Source organism: Rhodococcus sp. DN22 (genome assembly GCF_036669995.1).
Taxonomy (GTDB): domain Bacteria; phylum Actinomycetota; class Actinomycetes; order Mycobacteriales; family Mycobacteriaceae; genus Rhodococcus_F; species Rhodococcus_F erythropolis.
In genome coordinates this window covers 5,492,770-5,508,292 of sequence record NZ_CP133326.1, presented here as the reverse complement: position 1 = coordinate 5,508,292, position 15,523 = coordinate 5,492,770, and the positions used below count along the sequence as shown (strand labels likewise).

The 15,523-nt window shown below is 62.6% G+C and carries 14 protein-coding genes; 6 read left to right on the top strand and 8 right to left on the bottom strand.

Annotation, left to right across the window (positions count from 1 at the left end):
• Window positions 1–897: a LysR family transcriptional regulator gene (locus tag RA302_RS25260; RefSeq protein WP_003939949.1), complete on the top strand. Its 897-nt coding sequence runs from the start codon at window positions 1–3 to the stop codon at window positions 895–897.
• On the opposite strand, the gene RA302_RS25255 is transcribed toward RA302_RS25260, so the two are convergent.
• The 5 genes from RA302_RS25255 to RA302_RS25235 all read right to left on the bottom strand — a co-directional run bounded on the left by RA302_RS25255 (window position 894) and on the right by RA302_RS25235 (window position 7,097).
• Window positions 894–1,856, bottom strand: coding sequence for a nitronate monooxygenase family protein (locus RA302_RS25255; RefSeq protein WP_030537192.1), 963 nt, complete (start codon window positions 1,854–1,856; stop codon window positions 894–896). The genes RA302_RS25260 and RA302_RS25255 overlap by 4 nt on opposite strands.
• The gene (locus tag RA302_RS25250) at window positions 1,853–3,508 is read right to left on the bottom strand and encodes an AMP-binding protein (RefSeq protein WP_176742040.1); all 1,656 of its coding nucleotides are present in this window, start codon (window positions 3,506–3,508) and stop codon (window positions 1,853–1,855) included. Before RA302_RS25250 ends, RA302_RS25255 begins: the two co-directional genes overlap by 4 nt.
• A 41-nt stretch (window positions 3,509–3,549) precedes the next feature.
• The gene (locus RA302_RS25245) at window positions 3,550–4,314 is read right to left on the bottom strand and encodes an SDR family NAD(P)-dependent oxidoreductase (protein WP_003939944.1); all 765 of its coding nucleotides are present in this window, start codon (window positions 4,312–4,314) and stop codon (window positions 3,550–3,552) included.
• Window positions 4,315–4,368: 54 nt separating this feature from the next.
• A complete protein-coding gene (locus RA302_RS25240) occupies window positions 4,369–5,499 on the bottom strand; it encodes a thiolase family protein (RefSeq protein WP_030537190.1) in 1,131 nt (376 codons plus the stop codon).
• Between the two features lie 134 nt (window positions 5,500–5,633).
• Entirely contained in the window at window positions 5,634–7,097 is a 1,464-nt protein-coding gene (locus tag RA302_RS25235; RefSeq protein WP_174519483.1) for an MFS transporter, read from the bottom strand.
• Between the two features lie 195 nt (window positions 7,098–7,292).
• On the opposite strand from RA302_RS25235, the gene RA302_RS25230 reads away from it, so the two are divergent.
• Window positions 7,293–8,450 carry an acyl-CoA dehydrogenase family protein gene (locus tag RA302_RS25230; RefSeq protein WP_030537189.1) on the top strand — a complete coding sequence of 386 codons (1,158 nt, stop codon included), beginning with the start codon at window positions 7,293–7,295 and terminating at the stop codon, window positions 8,448–8,450.
• A gap of 66 nt (window positions 8,451–8,516) precedes the next feature.
• Here the strand turns inward: RA302_RS25230 and RA302_RS25225 are convergent, their stop codons facing one another.
• The 3 genes from RA302_RS25225 to RA302_RS25215 are packed head-to-tail and all read right to left on the bottom strand — an operon-like array spanning window position 8,517 to window position 11,639.
• Window positions 8,517–9,737 carry a CoA transferase gene (locus tag RA302_RS25225; protein WP_007729485.1) on the bottom strand — a complete coding sequence of 407 codons (1,221 nt, stop codon included), beginning with the start codon at window positions 9,735–9,737 and terminating at the stop codon, window positions 8,517–8,519.
• 31 nt (window positions 9,738–9,768) lie between these two features.
• Window positions 9,769–10,767, bottom strand: a complete 999-nt coding sequence (locus tag RA302_RS25220; RefSeq protein WP_030537188.1) for a MaoC family dehydratase — start codon at window positions 10,765–10,767, stop codon at window positions 9,769–9,771.
• Window positions 10,764–11,639: a CoA ester lyase gene (locus tag RA302_RS25215; RefSeq protein WP_030537187.1), complete on the bottom strand. Its 876-nt coding sequence runs from the start codon at window positions 11,637–11,639 to the stop codon at window positions 10,764–10,766. Before RA302_RS25215 ends, RA302_RS25220 begins: the two co-directional genes overlap by 4 nt.
• 200 nt (window positions 11,640–11,839) lie before the next feature.
• On the opposite strand from RA302_RS25215, the gene RA302_RS25210 reads away from it, so the two are divergent.
• Genes RA302_RS25210 through RA302_RS25195 form a run of 4 tightly spaced genes read left to right on the top strand, consistent with a single transcriptional unit; the run spans window position 11,840 to window position 15,503 of the window.
• Window positions 11,840–12,991, top strand: a complete 1,152-nt coding sequence (locus RA302_RS25210) for an acyl-CoA dehydrogenase family protein (RefSeq protein ID WP_003940468.1) — start codon at window positions 11,840–11,842, stop codon at window positions 12,989–12,991.
• Window positions 12,992–13,022: 31 nt separating this feature from the next.
• A complete protein-coding gene (locus tag RA302_RS25205; protein ID WP_003940169.1) occupies window positions 13,023–13,769 on the top strand; it encodes a GntR family transcriptional regulator in 747 nt (248 codons plus the stop codon).
• Window positions 13,770–13,813: 44 nt separating this feature from the next.
• A complete protein-coding gene (locus RA302_RS25200) occupies window positions 13,814–14,266 on the top strand; it encodes a MaoC family dehydratase (RefSeq protein WP_003940415.1) in 453 nt (150 codons plus the stop codon).
• A gap of 40 nt (window positions 14,267–14,306) precedes the next feature.
• A complete protein-coding gene (locus RA302_RS25195; protein ID WP_003939885.1) occupies window positions 14,307–15,503 on the top strand; it encodes an acetyl-CoA C-acetyltransferase in 1,197 nt (398 codons plus the stop codon).
• Window positions 15,504–15,523 lie beyond the last annotated feature (20 nt).

Below are 15,523 nucleotides of genomic sequence, written 5' to 3'. Positions count from 1 at the left end.
GTGGAGTTCCGGCAGATGGAGTACTTCCTCGCAGTGGTCGAGAACAAGGGGATCAACGGCGCCGCAGCGGCTCTCGGCGTTGCTCAGCCGACCGTGTCACAAGCGTTGCGCGGGCTCGAACGTGAACTGGGAGTGAGGCTGTTCCACCGCATCGGGCGCGGCATGGTGCTCAGTGCTGCCGGTCGCAGTCTGGTCGGCCCGAGTCGACAGGTTTTGCGAGACGTAGCTGCGGCGGCTGAACAGTTGACGGCATCCGATGGCGCCATCGTCGGTCGCCTCGACATCATGGCTTTCCCTGCACTGACCTCGGGGACGATCGTCGATCTGATTGCGGAGTTCTGTCGACGGTATCCGCAAGCGCGAGTAAGATTCTCGGAACTCGAGCGTGAGGACAATCTGGAAAGTCTCATCCGGGACGGCCACTGCGAATTCGCGGTGGCTCATCTGCCGCTCGAGGCGGGCGAAGGGCTCGAAATCGTCGAATTGGGGGAGCAGGAATACCGCCTGGTCTACCCGGCGGGAACGGAACTACCCGAGGGGCCGGTACGCCTTTCGGAAATGCCGGACATTCCCATGGTATTCGTTCCTCGCGGGGCAGCGATGGGTGACGCGATCGAAGATTCGATCCGAAAGGCCGGTACCAGAACGGAACTCGCGGTGGTGACCGAGCAACGGGAGTCGCGGCTCCCGATGGTCATCGCCGGACTCGGCGGCTCGTTGGTCGAGCGCTCGGTGGCGAAATCGATGCCTGGTCAGGTGGTGGAACGGGCCTGCGAGCCGAGATTCCTGCGTGCGTACGGTCTCGCCTTCGACCCCTCGACGTTGTCGCCGGTGGGACAGGTATTCGTGAACCTGATCCACGAGTACCTGTCCGACGAACGCCGGTCACAGCACTAGAGTCGGCAGATACGTTCTCGCGCGGCAGAGTACTCGGCGGCGAGACGCTCTACTACTGCATGCGTCGGAAGGACTGCATCGATCGCTCCGATGCCCTGTCCGGCGCCCCAGATGTCACGCCAGGCCTTGGTATCGGTGTCGTTGGTCGCGAAACTCATTGCGGATGGATCGGATTCGGCCAGGTTGTCGGGGTCCAAGCCGGCGGCAACGATGCTGCCCCGCAGGTAGTTTCCGTGTACTCCGGTGAACAGGTTGGAATAGACGATGTCGGAGGCCCCTGAACCCACGATCATCTCCTTGTACGCAGGATCCGCGTTAGCCTCTTCGGTTGCGATGAAAGCTGATCCGACGTATGCCAAATCGGCCCCGGCCGCGAGCGCAGCGAGAATCGAATCACCATGAGCGATGGCACCTGACAACAGCAGTGGACCGGCGAACCACTCACGAATCTCCTGAATCAGGGCAAACGGCGACTGCCTACCGGCATGACCACCGGCCCCGGCAGCTACCGCGATCAGTCCGTCGGCGCCCTTCTCGATCGCCTTGCGTGCAAAGCGATTGTCGATGACGTCATGGAGAACGATTCCGCCGTATGCGTGGACTGCGTCGTTGATGTCGGTGCGAGCGCCGAGGGACGTGATGACGATCGGAACCTCGAACTCGGCGATGGTCGCCAGATCCTCTTCCAGGCGGTTGTTGGACCGGTGGACGATGAGGTTGACGGCAAATGGCGCCGACGGATTCTCCGGGTGCTCACGATCATGTTCCTCACGAGCCACGGTGATCAGTTTGAGCCAATCCCGAAGTGCCGACTGCGGACGAGCATTCAGTGCCGGGAAGGACCCGATGATGCCAGAGGTGCACTGCGCGATGACGAGGTCAGGAGTCGAGATGATGAACATCGGTGAAGCGAGAACCGGGACACGCAGTTGCGACGTCAGGTCTGCGAAGGTCGTCACCTGGAACCGCCTTTCTGATCGACGGATTCGAGAAGTCTCGAGCGGAGGTCGGTCTTGAGGACCTTACCGGCAGCCGATGTCGGAAGGAGTTCTACCTCGACGACTTCGCGAATCTTCTTGTACGGCAGCACCTGCTCGGCGACGAACGCCTTGATCTGCTCGGCGTCGAACTCGGCGCCCGGAATCATCACCACGAAGGCTACGGGCTCCTGGCCGTTGCTCCCCACTTCGCGGCCGACAACCGCAGCAGTCGAGATCGCCGGGTGCGAAACCAGAATCTCTTCGAGTTCCCGCGGATAGACGTTGTACCCCTTGTAGATGAGCATGTCCTTGGCCCGGTCACAGATGAAGAGGTATCCGTCCGAGTCCAGGTACGCGATGTCTCCCGTGTCCAACCAACCGTCGACGAACTGTTCTGCGGTGGTTTCCGGGTGTCCGAGATAGCCGTCGGTGACCTGAGGCCCACGCACCCACAGTTCGCCGCGTTCGTTCTCGCCCAGAACGGTCTTCCGGTCGAGCTGATCGCGAATCTGGATTTCGGTGTCGAAGATCGGGAGGCCGACGCTGCTCTGCCGATATTCCGAGCCGTTGATCAGCGGTGCGGCCGTGACCACACAGGTGGCCTCGGTCAGCCCGTAGCCTTCGACGACGAGCGCTTTGGGAAATGCCCGGCGGAGTGCGGCGAGCGTGACACTGTCGATCGGGGCAGCACCCGAAGACACGACGCACACGCTGTCGGTGTTGCGCACCGTGGCGTCGGGATGAACCGACAGTGCGTGCCACATGGCGGGAGACCCGGTGAGATAGGTGGCCTCGTGCTTTTCGATCAGCTCGAGCATCCGGCCGGGTTCGAACCGACCGGCAAATACCTGGGTGAGACCGGAAATCAACAGGAACGACGTGTTGAGCAACGAATGTGCGTGGAAGAGAGGGGAGACCACGATGGTCGCCCCGGTCCCGGGCGTCGGACCGAGCACGTCGAGGCCGTCGATGCGTCGAGGCGTGACGAGACCTTCAGGACCTGCTTCCAACTCGTGACCGGTTCTCCATCCACACATCTGCGTGATGTTGCCGACGACGTTGCGGTGAAGAACACGAACACCTTTGGAGACTCCGGTGGTTCCGCCGGTGAACGCGATGTGTGCGATGTCGTCGCTACGAACCGAGGCAGGGGTGAATTCGGTGGGTAGATCGGCGATGAAGGAGTCGAATGCGACGACCGACTCCGGTGTGTCGAGCGCGCCCTCGGTGTCCTGGACCATCACGATCGTACGCACGGAGGTTCCTGAAGCGGCCGCGAGCAGTACGTGCAGCTGCGAACTCTGAGTCACTGCAGCAACGGCGGACGTCTCCTCGATCTGCTTGCGCAGGCCGAGCTCTGGCTGCAGTGGGTTGACCAATGTGACTGTCGCCCCGGCCTGTAGGCATCCGTAGTAAGCCTGGAGGAACTCGACGCAGTTCCCGAGGTGCATCAACACCACGTCGCCGACGCCCACCCCGGCTTGCCGCAGTGCGCCGGCGAATTGCGCACTGCGCTGGCCGAGTTCGCGGAAGGTGCACGTACGCTCGCCGTCCACGACGGCGAGGCGGTCACCGTAGAGCGCCGCCATGCTGGGCGCCCAGTACGCCATGGTGGTATCCGGGTATTGCATGTTGTGCCGCAGTTGTGGATTGGCGATCACGCTGGTGCCCGTCACCGGGGAGCCATTCGGATAGCGCCGTCGAGTCTGATGGTCTCGCCGTTGAGGTAGCCGTTCTCGAGCATCGAGACGGCGAGCTGGCCGAACTCGTCCGGACGACCCAGTCGTGAGGGATTGGGAACAGAGGCTTCGAGGGCCGTGCGCACGTCTTCGCGTAGGCGCGCCAGCAGGGGAGTGTCCATGATGCCGGGAGCAATGGTGTTGACGCGGATTCCGCGGCTGGCGAGATCGCGGGCAGCGGTGACCGTCATACCGACGATGCCGGCTTTGGACGCTGTGTAGTTGATCTGACCGATCTGACCTTCGAATGCTGCGACCGACGCCGTCATGACGATGGCACCTCGCTCACCGTCCACGGCGTCGAGTTCCGCCATCCGCTCGGCGCCGAGACGGAGTGCGTTGAACGAACCGACAAGATTCAGCTTGACGACGAACTCGAAATCTTCGACCGATCCGGCTTTTCCGTCCTTGTCGAGAATGCGCATACGACGCCCGGCGCCCGCGCAGTGGACGACGCCGCGGAGGCCGCCGCGCTCGTGCGCCGCGTCGAGTGCTTCGGCGAATTGTTCGCTGTCGGTGACGTCGGCCGGGGCGAATTGTGCGGCAGCACCGAGATCGGCCGCCACCTGCTTACCGTCGGACGAAGGCAGATCGATCAACGTGACCTGCGCTCCGGCGTCGAGCAGCCGTCGAGCGGTTGCCAGGCCGAGGCCTGAAGCGCCGCCGGTGATCGCGGTGGAAAGTCCCTCGAGTTTCATGGATCAATTCTTCTTTCCTGCTGGATGACGTGTCGGCCCGAAAGCGTTGTCGGGTCAGATCAATTCGAGAATGGTCGCATTGGCCATGCCGCCGGCCTCGCACATCGACTGGAGACCGTAGCGAATTCCGTTGTCGCGCATGTGATGTGCCAGGCGAGTCATCAAGATCGCACCTGATCCGCCGAGTGGGTGGCCGACCGCGATAGCGCCGCCGAGCGGATTCACACGATCGATGGCTGCGCCGGTTTCAGCCTGCCAGGCAAGCGGGACGGGGGCGAATGCCTCGTTGATCTCGAAGGCGCCGATGTCGTCGATGGACAATCCGGAGCGGTCCAATGCCTTTGCGGTGGCGGCAATCGGACCGGTGAGCATGATGACCGGGTCGTCGGCTGCGACCACTGCGGTGTGAATACGAACGAGCGGCTTCCACCCGCGTGCCCGGGCGTACTCGCTGGTCGTGACGAGTGTGGCGCCCGCCCCGTCGGAGATCTGAGAAGAGTTGCCGGCGTGGATGGCACCGTCGGTGTCGAAGGCCGGGGGCAACTTCGCGAGCGACTCCACACTTCCGCCTCGCCGAATGCCTTCGTCCTGGGACAAGCCCGCGATCGGAGTGATCTGCCCGGTGAATGCCCCTTCATCGGTGGCACGGGCCGCGAGTTCGTGTGAGCGGAGGGAGTATTCGTCCAGAGCTGTTCGTGTGAGTGCCCATTTCCGGGCCATCATCTCGGCGCCGGTCCCCTGGCTGAAACCGTCCACCCCGTAGCGTTCGAGTACCGAAGCCGGAAAATGCTCACCGTTCTTGCTGGCGGTACCCATCGGTACTCGTGACATCGATTCGACGCCTCCGGCTACGACCACGTCGTTCTGACCGGAGATGACGGTGGCCGCAGCAAAGGAAACTGCCTGCTGGCTCGATCCGCAGGCCCGGGTCAGTGTGACGCCGGGAACGCTGTCGGGCCAGCCGGCAGCGAGTGCCGCTGTGCGGGCGATGCTTCCGGCCTGCTCGCCGACCTGACTGACGCAACCCCAGATCACGTCGTCGACCGTCGCCGCGTCGAGTCCGGTCCGTTCAGCGAGCGCACGCAGTACATGGGCGGACAACTCGGCCGGATGGATCTCCGAGAGGGCGCGGCCGCGACGGCCGATCGGTGTACGTACTGCGTCGACGATGACGGCATCTCGCATGTATCTCTCCTGCTGTTCGTGCCCGGTTCTGCGACTGTGCGGTCGGGGCGTGTCTCGAGTCGATCACGAGCGGGTCGACCCGGCAATGTCTTTCGGTGAATGGCTTTGTTAGCGAATGGCTATACGTGGAGTACTCAGCCTCGGATGAGCTTGCGATCGCGCTCGGGATTGGCGAAGACGAGGACCAGAACCGCGGCGATCACTCCGATGACGCCGATTGCCTGGAAGGACTGGGCGTAACCGTCGGCCGGGGTTGCAGCGTTGTCCACGATGACTCCCGTTGCGTAAGGAGCAATCAGGCCACCGATCGACATGATGGCGAGGAAGAATCCCATCGTTCCGGCAGTCTGCTGCGGCGGGCACAGCTCCGAGATCGCAGCGTTGATGAGCGGGAAGGTGATTGCCGAGAACCCGTAGCCGATCGAGACCATGGCGACAGCGACGATGGGAGTGGAGATCTGTGGCAGGAACAGGAGAATCGATCCGCAGATCAGAACGCCGACACAGGGAACGATGACGCGAACCGTACGAGAGGTGAAGCCGCGGCCGATCAACTTGTCCGTGACGGAACCGGAGGTGATCATGAGGACGAGACCGACGATCGAGGGCAGCGCGAACATCGAACCGGCCTGCATCGCACTGTATCCGAGGCCGACCTCGAAGTACGACGGCAACCAGGTGAGAACGACGGTGGTCAGCGCGTAGATGGTCGCGATGAGGAAGCAGCAGCTGACGAAGGTGCGGGAGAGCAGGATCTTGCGCCACGGAACGTTGGGCTCGGTGACCGCCTTCGTGGCTGTCCCGGCTGCCTCGGTTGCTTCTGTATCTGCAGTCTTGGTCGCCTTGACGGCCTTGCTCGTGTACGGGCCCTCGGACCAACCGGCCAGCCAGCAACCCATCCACACGAGACCGAGAACGGAGAGCGAGAGAACCGCTGCGCGCCAGCCGTAATGAACGGCGATGAAGGTCAGTACCGGCGCGAGGGCGATCTTTGCGACAGAGGCGGATCCGGCGAGCATTGCGCCGGGAAGGCCGCGCTTGGCCGGCGGGTGCCACGAGTACGCCGCGGTGTGCATCAGCGCCGAACTGGGGCCTTCGGCAAATCCGAGGAGCATGCGCGAGACGATCAACATCGCGAGGCTGGCGCCGAGAACGAGGGGGAGCATGACTACGGACCAGATTGCGGCCAGGATCAACAGCGCCCAACGTAGGGTCAGGTACTTGTTGAGCGGTCCGGCGAGGAATCCACCGATGCAGAACATCAGGAAGAAGAGCGAGCCGACCATGCCGATTTGCGAAGACTTCAGTCCGAGCTCACGAGCGAGGGGCTGAGCGATGATTCCGAGGACTGCCTTGTCCGCGTAGTTGACGATGTAGAGGAAAACGACGAGCCCGGTCATCGTCCACGCACGCTTGCGGGTACCGAAGACGGGAACTGCTGACGAATCTGGCGTTGCTGTTGCTTCGGGCTGGACGTCGTTACGCTGTGGCGCGATGGGGGTCACGTGGCGTCCCTTCGAGACTGGTGGGCGGATGCGATCGTGCTCGAAGCGCGGCCTCGAAGCGATCGATGGTGGTGTGTTTGCCGGCTGACTCATTCAACGTGTTCTGGATCACTTTGAGCAATGTCGCGTCGATGATCGGAACGATAGCGGTTGCCTATGTATCGCAGGTCAGGCCATATTGGTACGCCCTATCGGACGCATAGCCGATGAGTGTTGGATCGAATGCGGAACATTGAGGCAAGGTGAGATCAGGATCACCCTGTCCCCTTGACCGACTGGAGTTCATACATGCAGCGCACCGTGTTCAACGAGGATCACGAGGCATTCCGGGCAACCGTTCGCGATTTCATCGCGAAGGAAGTAACCCCGGTCCACGAGAAGTGGGAAGAGGACGGTCACCCGCCCCGTGACTTCTACCGACGACTCGGAGAGCTGGGCGTACTCGGAATTCAGGTGCCGGAGGAATACGGCGGAGGCGGCGAGAAGTCGCTCAAGTTCAACGTCGTCGTCGCCGAGGAAGTTGCTGCCGCCGGGGCGTCATTCGGCTCGCAGTCGGTGCATACGAACCTGATCCTGCCCTACCTGCTCGAGTACGCGAACGAAGAACAGAAGAGCCGCTGGTTGCCGGGCTTCGCTTCCGGAGATCTGATGTTCGCGATTGCGATGACCGAACCGGGAACAGGATCGGATCTGGCGAACATCGCGACCACGGCCAAGCTGTCGGAGGACGGTACGCACTACGTGGTCAATGGTTCCAAGACGTTCATCACCGGTGGAGTACTTGCCGACCGCGTCCTGGTGGTGTGCCGTACCGCGCCCAGCACAGCGGAGAACCGGCGCACGGGGTTGTCGATTCTGGTGATCGATACGTCGTCGCCCGGATACTCGGTGGGGCGCAAGATCAACAAGATCGGGCTCAAGACCTCCGACACTGCGGAGCTTTCGTTTGTCGACGTCAAGGTGCCCGTCGAGGACCGACTCGGAGAAGAGGGCGACGGCTTCAGCTATCTGACCCACAACCTGGCTCAGGAGCGGTTGACCATCGCGTTCGGAGCGGCCGCCACTGCCAGTGCAGCGCTTCGCTTTGCCATCGACTACGTCAAGGACCGCAAGGTGTTCGGCAAGCCGGTCGCGGCCTTCCAGAACACCAAATTCGTTCTGGCCGAATGCGCTACCGAGGTTGATGCCATCCAGCTGGTGTCCGACAACGCACTCGAATGTCATGACCGCGGCACTCTGACGATTCCCGACGCAGCGAAGGCGAAACTGTTCTGCACCGAGGCGGCAGGTCGAGTGATCGACAAGTGCCTCCAATTGCACGGCGGGTACGGCTACATCACCGAGTATCCCATCGCGCGTCTTTACGCAGACACGCGTGTCACACGAATCTACGGTGGCACAAGTGAAGTCATGAAGACCATCATCGCGAAGGATCTTAGTCTCTGACGCACTCTCGACATGTTCTCGGCCTCGGAACAAATGTTCCGAGGCCGAAAACATCTTCCGGGTAGGTCAGTTCGCCGGAACCCCGACGACGCCGTCCGCGATCAGCGTCGAGGCGTGATCGGCGTTGGTTCCGAGGATGTCGGCGAGCACCGCGATCGAATCGCCGCCGACCTCGGAGGCGGGTCCGGTACCCAGGTGTGCGCCGTCGAACGAGGCAGGATTGGCGGCAGCCAGGTAGCTTCCGATTCGAGGTTGATCGAGTGCGGAGAACATCGGGTTGTTCTCCAGTTCGCCAGATTTCACCACTTCCTCGAAACTGCGGTACCTCTCGAACAGAACCGACGATGTGTCCAGCGCTGCAGCGATCTCGGCGCCGTTGTGTTCCCGGAACCAATGTGAGAACAGAGCAGTGAGTACCTCTCGATGACGGTAGCGATCCGCTTCGGTGGAGAAGTCGGCTCCGAGTGCAGCTTCGACAGCGTCGACAGCCGCCGTGGTGCCGGTGACCGACGCGAGGTCGCGGAAATGGCGGGTAGTGAGTGCAACGATCATGAACCGGTCGTTGTCGCTGGAGACGAAATCGATTCCGTACGTGCCGTAGACGGCGTTTCCGCCGGACTCGCGACTGCGACCGTTCACTTGTACCTCGGTGAGGTAACCGAGGGTTCCCGCGGTGGCCAATGCGACGTCTTCGAGTGGGAGCGTGATCCGAGATCCATGTCCGGTCGAGTCACGTTGGCGCACTGCGGCAGTGATCGACAGGGCGGCGTAGAGCCCGCATGCGACGTCCCAGGCGGGCAGTGCGTGGTTGACAACTCCGGCGTAGTCGGCGGGGCCGGTGATCTGTGGAAATCCCAAGGCGGCGTTGACCGTGTAGTCGACTCCGGGGCTGCCGTCGCGGCGTCCGAGGATCTCGAGGGTGACGACGTCGCTACGCAACTGGGCCAGGGAGTCGTGGCTCATCCACTTACGGCCGCCGGCGTTGGTGACCAGGATTCCGCCGCCAGGTCCCGGCGCCGTGACCAGTTGGCGTATCAGTTCTTGGCCGCGTTCGGCGCGCATGTCCACTGACAGTGACCGTTTGCCTTTGTTGAGTCCGGTCCAGTAGATGCTCTCGCCCTTGTCTGTGACGGGCCAGCGATTGTAATCGGAGGCACCTCCGATCGGGTCGATCCGGATCACCTCGGCGCCGAGTTGGGAGAGCGTCAGTCCGCACAGCGGCGCGGCGACAAAGCTCGAGACCTCGACGATGCGAAGCCCGGACAGCGGGCCTGGGCTCTGAGTCATGTGTGGTCCTCCGTGATAGAAGAGTGTGTGCTCATGCCATCAACACGGTGAAACGCCAGTCGAGAACCGGAGTTTGTGTTGCAGAAGCATTGTGGGAGAACACGAGCGAACGCAGTTGCACTGCGGTTCCGTGTTCGAGGGGCGACGAGTTTTCGACGTGCAGTTCGCTCGTGAGGGTATCGCCCTCGTGAACGGGTCCGGTGTGATCGCACGAGTGCCACCCGAGAACCGTCACCACGTTGGGCAGAGCGCGAGTCGCCTGGGCGAGTGCGATCCCGATGGTGTGGCCGCCGTAGACGAGGCGACCGTGGGCGCCGACGCGATCGTCGTGGTGCGTCGCTGCGATGTTCAAGCTCAGCCGGGCAAGTTCGGGTGCGCTGGAGACGACGTCGCCGCTGCTGTGGAAGACGGAGCCCACCAAATCGGAATCGAAGTGCCTGCCGGGTACCCGCTCTCGATACGTGTCGAGGTCCCAACCGTCAGGTGATACGTACGGAGCCGGTTCGGACGGACCGATCGCCCCGAGGTCGTCGGCGTGGCGAGTTCTCGCCTCGATCGGGTCGGGGCTCAGGGGGAGCATGGCGCAGCGGTAGAAGTCGAGGACCGTGTTGCCGTTCTGATCAGCAGACGTCATCCGTAGCGCGGCAAGTCCGGTGGCGCCGCGTCCCGGCTTGGCCGAGTTCTCGCGTAGACCGACAACCTCGGTGCGCGTGTACAGAGTGTCGCCGAGTACCGGGAAACGGTGGAATCGCAGTCCACGGTAGAAGAGGTTCGCCTTGACGTGGTGTGTGACCACGGTTGACTGGCCGATGGCGATGTCGGTGACCAGTCCTGGATTTGCCACTGGTGCACCGGAACCCGTGACGCTCGACGACAAGTGTGCGTCGAGAGGCAAGCGCATGCGGTCACCGAGGATCGCCTGATGGGAGGCGGCGAGTCCACTGGTCAACGTCACCGCGGGGGCTTCGTCGAAGATCTGACCATGGGTGAGCTCGTCGAAGTACGGGCCTCCCACGTAGTGCTCGCTCATACGGTGACTCCTTCGGCTCGGGCAAGCGTACGACGCGCTGCCACGGCGACAGCTTCGTCGAGCATCTGGCCGTCGAGTTGGGCGGCACCCGAACCCAGGGTTTCGGCTTCTTCGAGTGCGGTCAGTACCCGTCGGGCGTCATTGACGGCGTCGTCCGAAGGAGTGAATGCGGTAGTGGCCGAGTCGATCTGCGCCGGGTGGATGACCCATTTGCCGTCGAACCCGAGAGCGCTGGTCCAGTGCGCGGCGCGGCGGAAAGCGTCGTCGTCGGTGATGCCGAGAAAGGGCCCGTCGATGGCTGCGACGCCGGCTGCGCGGCAGGCGATCAGGATTCTGTCCTGGACGGCAAGCCAGTGTTCAGGCAGTGCCGAGCGTGAACGGCCGAGCGCTGCACCGAGATCGGCGTATCCGATGATCGCGGCTTGGAGACGAGGAGTCGCGCGGGCGATGGAGTCGGCATTCTGGACGCCGAGCGGAGTTTCGATCAGGGCTTGCAGGGTGGTGTGGTGCCCACCGGCAGTGAAGAGGATGTGCTCAGCCTCGAGTAGTTCGTCGGCGGACTCGACCTTCGGGACGATCACGCTCGTCAGCGATTCTCCGAGGGCGCCGCAGGCGATCAGGTCGTCGCGGGCCCATGGTGTGGTCAGGCCGTTGATTCGGACCGAGATGGTGCGCGCCCTACCGAACTCGTGCACCAAGGTGCTCACGAGGGTTCGCGCCAGGTCCTTGTTCGCCGAAGTGACGGCATCTTCGAGGTCGAGAATCACCTCGTCTGCGTTCGAGAAGAGTGCTTTGCGTGCCTTGCGCTCGTCTGAACCCGGCGCGACCAGGGACGCGCGACGTCTGGTGGCGCGGTAGTGGTTCTCGTCCATAGTGTGTCGATTACCTCGATCTGGAAATCAAATGTACGGCCAGTTGTGAAGTGGATGAGCTGCCGTGAACGGCGTTGATGTGCACCGAACTGCCTCGATGCTGGCAGTTGCTGCGTATCGATGTCAAGGCGCGGTATTGACATTGCGCGAACAATATCGAAATATGGCCGTACAAACTTATTTCAAGTCGAGGCGGATTCATGCTCAAGCTCAACGACGAAGAGACATTCCTGATCGAAACCGTGCGCCGGTTCGTCGACCGAGAGGTCAAGCCCACGGTCCAGGAGGTGGAGCACGCGAACGAGTATCCCGAGAAGTGGATCGATCAGATGAAGCAGATCGGGATCTACGGGCTCGCGATTCCCGAGGAGTACGGCGGATCGCCGGTGTCCATGCCCTGTTATGCGCAGGTGACGCAAGAACTGTCGCGCGGATGGATGTCCCTGGCGGGAGCGATGGGCGGGCACACTGTGGTCGCCAAGCTCATCTCGCTGTTCGGTACCGAAGAACAGAAGGTGAAGTACCTGCCGCGAATGGCAACCGGCGAGATCCGGGCAACGATGGCCCTCACCGAGCCCGGCGGAGGTTCCGATCTGCAGGCCATGACAACCAACGCCAAGAGCGACGGCACAGATCTGGTCGTCAACGGCGCCAAGACATGGATCACCAATGCCCGCCGATCCGGCGTGATCGCCTTGCTGTGCAAGACCGATCCAAGCGCAAGCCCTCGTCATGCGGGCATCTCGATCGTTCTCGTCGAGCACGGCGAAGGGCTGACCGTCTCCCGCGACCTCCCGAAGCTCGGATACAAGGGCGTCGAGAGTTGTGAACTGTCCTTCGACAATTACCGCATCTCCGAGTCGGCCATTCTGGGCGGTACTCCCGGAAAGGGTTTCGGTCAGATGATGAAGGGGCTCGAGACCGGCCGTATCCAGGTGGCTTGCCGTGCACTGGGCGTCGCCACGGCGGCACTCGAAGATTCACTTGCGTACGCGCAGCAGCGCGAGAGCTTCGGCCAGCCGATCTGGAAGCACCAGTCGATCGGCAATTACCTCGCCGACATGGCAACGAAGCTGACGGCCGCACGGCAGCTGACGTGGCACGCGGCGCAGATGTACGACAGTGGGGAGCGGTGCGACATGGAGGCGGGCATGGCCAAGCTGTACGCCTCCGAGGTGGCGATGGAAATCGCGTTGTCCGCCGTCCGCATCCACGGCGGTTACGGCTACTCGACGGAGTACGACGTCGAGAGGTATTTCCGTGATGCACCACTGATGATCGTCGGGGAGGGAACCAACGAAATTCAGCGCAACGTGATCGTTTCGCAGCTGGTTGCCCGCGGCGGTCTGTGACGGACCGGTGAGCAAGTAGGATCATGTCGCTATGAGCGGTAAGGAAAGAGAGACGGAGCCGGCGTACCAACGCCTCTCTCGTGAGCTTCGTCAGCAGATCTCTGCCGGTACCTACCGCGACGGCATTCAACTGCCCACCGAATCCGAACTGGCGCAGCATCACGGCGTGAGTCGGCAGACGGTCCGCCGAGCCTTTCACGATCTGGTTGCCGAGGGCATCGTGTACCGAGTACCCGGGCGCGGAACGTTCGTGACCGAGAACAGCGGCCGCTATCTCCGTCATCTCGGATCCATCGAAGATCTCATGAACCTTTCGCGGGACACGACGATGGAAGTTGTGTCACCGCTGCAACGGCGCGTGGACATCGAGGCGGCCAGTCGGCTTCGGCTCGACACCGACGTCGTGTACACCGTGGTCTTCCGGCGGATACACGAGGGAGTTCCGTTCGTGCAGACGACGGCGCATCTGCCGGAGGCGATCGCGCGGCAGATCATCGACCTGCCCGCCATGGCGGCCGGTGCGGTGAGCGCCAATACGGTGATCGGCTTGCTGGAACCGCTGATCGACAGTCCGATTGTCGAAGCAGCACAATCGATCACGGTGTCCCCGGCCACGGCGGACGTTGCCAGGGACGTCGATTGCGAAATCGGCCACGCCATGTTGCGGGTGGACCGTTTGTACTCCAACGCGCAGGGCGTTGCCAACGAGTTGTCGGTGAGCTATTTCTTGCCGGAGCAGTACACGTATCGGGTCACGCTGCGCCGCGGCGCACATTAGCGCTGCACTTTTCTTTGCTGTTCAACACCTTTCAGGAGAGAACTATGCGAATTTTCAACGGAATCGACGAAGTAGAGACGGCTGTCGGTGAGCACTTGGGCTACAGCGCGTGGTTCCCGGTCACACAGGATCGGATCGACAAGTTCGCCGACGCCACCGAGGATCACCAGTGGATTCACGTGGATCCCGAGCGCGCAGCGCAGGGTCCGTACGGCGGCACCATCGCCCACGGCTATCTGACTCTTTCGTTGTTGCCGGTGCTCGGGGCTCAGGTGATGCGTGTCGACGGAATCTCCATGACCGTGAACTACGGAAGCAACAAGGTGCGATTCCCCGAACCGGTCAAGGTCGGTTCTTCGGTGCGGGCAGGTGCGGAGATTCTTTCCTTCGAGCGCACCGCGAAGGGCGCGACGATAGTCGTGCGGTACACGATCGAAATCGAAGGAGCGGGTAAACCTGCGCTGGTAGCGGATACCGTGCGCCTGTTGGTCTCCTGAATCCTTTTCCATTCTTCCAGAACGAGATTCGAGGTCAGTTGTGAAACGAGCAGCATTGGTCGCGCCGGTCAGAACCGCGGTGGGCCGTTTCGGAGGGGCACTTCGTGACGTGCCTGCGGAAAGTCTGGCTGCCACCGTCGTCAAGGAGACCGTGCGTCGTAGTGGAATCGATCCGTCCCGCATCGACGACGTCGCGATGGGGCAGTCGTATGCCAATTCGGAGGCACCGTGCATCGGAAGGTGGGCGGCGCTCGAGGCCGGGTTGCCGATTTCGGTAGCCGGCTTCCAAACGGATCGCCGATGTGGAACGGGTCTGCAGGCCATCGTTACCGCGGCCATGATGGTCCAGACGGGTGCGGCCGACGTGGTTCTCGCGGGTGGCGTCGAATCGATGAGCGGGATCGAGCACTACACCACCGGAGCGCGGTGGGGCACCAGATCCGGTGGGCTGCAACTGTTCGACCGCCTCGATCGTGGCCGCGAGCGCTCGCAACCCGAGTGGCGATTCGGTCGGATCAGCGGAATGATCGAAACGGCCGAGAACGTCGCGACACGCTGCGGGATCACGCGGGAAGAGTCGGACACCTTCGCCGTCGACAGCCACCGAAAGGCAACACTGGCAAGAGAATCCGGCCGCTTCGATGCCGAAATCGTCGCCGTCGAACTGACGGATCGAAAAGGGAACGTCACACAGTTTCGTGCTGACGAGGGGATTCGTCCGGATACCTCACTCGAAACCTTGGCACGGCTGCGTGCGGTAACCGAGGGAGGCGTCGTGACCGCCGGTAACGCCAGCCAACAGAACGACGCTGCGGCAGCGATGTTGGTTGTCGCCGAGGATCGTCTGGACGAGCTGGGGCTGGAACCCATCGGGTTCCTCGACAGTTGGGCCGCGGCCGGTTGTGAACCGGCGCTGATGGGCCTCGGGCCGGTTGCCGCCGTCTCGAAACTGTTTGCTCGCACCGGGGCAGGCTTTGCCGATTTCGATCTGGTCGAGCTGAACGAGGCGTTTGCGTGCCAGGTTCTCGGCGTCGTGAAGGAATGGGGATTCGAGGACCTCGATCGCCTGAACGTCAACGGTTCCGGCATCTCGCTCGGGCACCCCGTGGGAGCGACGGGTGCGCGTATGGCAACAACCGCGCTTCACGAACTCGGCCGACGCGGCGGCGGAAAAGCGCTGTTGACCATGTGTATCGGCGGTGGCCAGGGTATGGCGGCCGTGGTGGAGTCTGCCTGACGAGGTTCGCTTCTGGGTAC

Excerpts from the sequence above, each read along its gene's own strand:
- RA302_RS25205 (WP_003940169.1), top strand. The coding sequence starts at position 13,023 with ATGAGCGGTAAGGAAAGAGAGACGGAGCCGGCGTACCAACGCCTCTCT.
- RA302_RS25230 (WP_030537189.1), top strand. The coding sequence starts at position 7,293 with ATGCAGCGCACCGTGTTCAACGAGGATCACGAGGCATTCCGGGCAACC.
- RA302_RS25220 (WP_030537188.1), bottom strand. The coding sequence starts at position 10,767 with ATGAGCGAGCACTACGTGGGAGGCCCGTACTTCGACGAGCTCACCCAT.
- RA302_RS25215 (WP_030537187.1), bottom strand. The coding sequence starts at position 11,639 with ATGGACGAGAACCACTACCGCGCCACCAGACGTCGCGCGTCCCTGGTC.
- RA302_RS25210 (WP_003940468.1), top strand. The coding sequence starts at position 11,840 with ATGCTCAAGCTCAACGACGAAGAGACATTCCTGATCGAAACCGTGCGC.
- RA302_RS25235 (WP_174519483.1), bottom strand. The coding sequence starts at position 7,097 with ATGAGTCAGCCGGCAAACACACCACCATCGATCGCTTCGAGGCCGCGC.
- RA302_RS25245 (WP_003939944.1), bottom strand. The coding sequence starts at position 4,314 with ATGAAACTCGAGGGACTTTCCACCGCGATCACCGGCGGCGCTTCAGGC.
- RA302_RS25200 (WP_003940415.1), top strand. The coding sequence starts at position 13,814 with ATGCGAATTTTCAACGGAATCGACGAAGTAGAGACGGCTGTCGGTGAG.
- RA302_RS25225 (WP_007729485.1), bottom strand. The coding sequence starts at position 9,737 with ATGACTCAGAGCCCAGGCCCGCTGTCCGGGCTTCGCATCGTCGAGGTC.
- RA302_RS25250 (WP_176742040.1), bottom strand. The coding sequence starts at position 3,508 with ATGCAATACCCGGATACCACCATGGCGTACTGGGCGCCCAGCATGGCG.
- RA302_RS25240 (WP_030537190.1), bottom strand. The coding sequence starts at position 5,499 with ATGCGAGATGCCGTCATCGTCGACGCAGTACGTACACCGATCGGCCGT.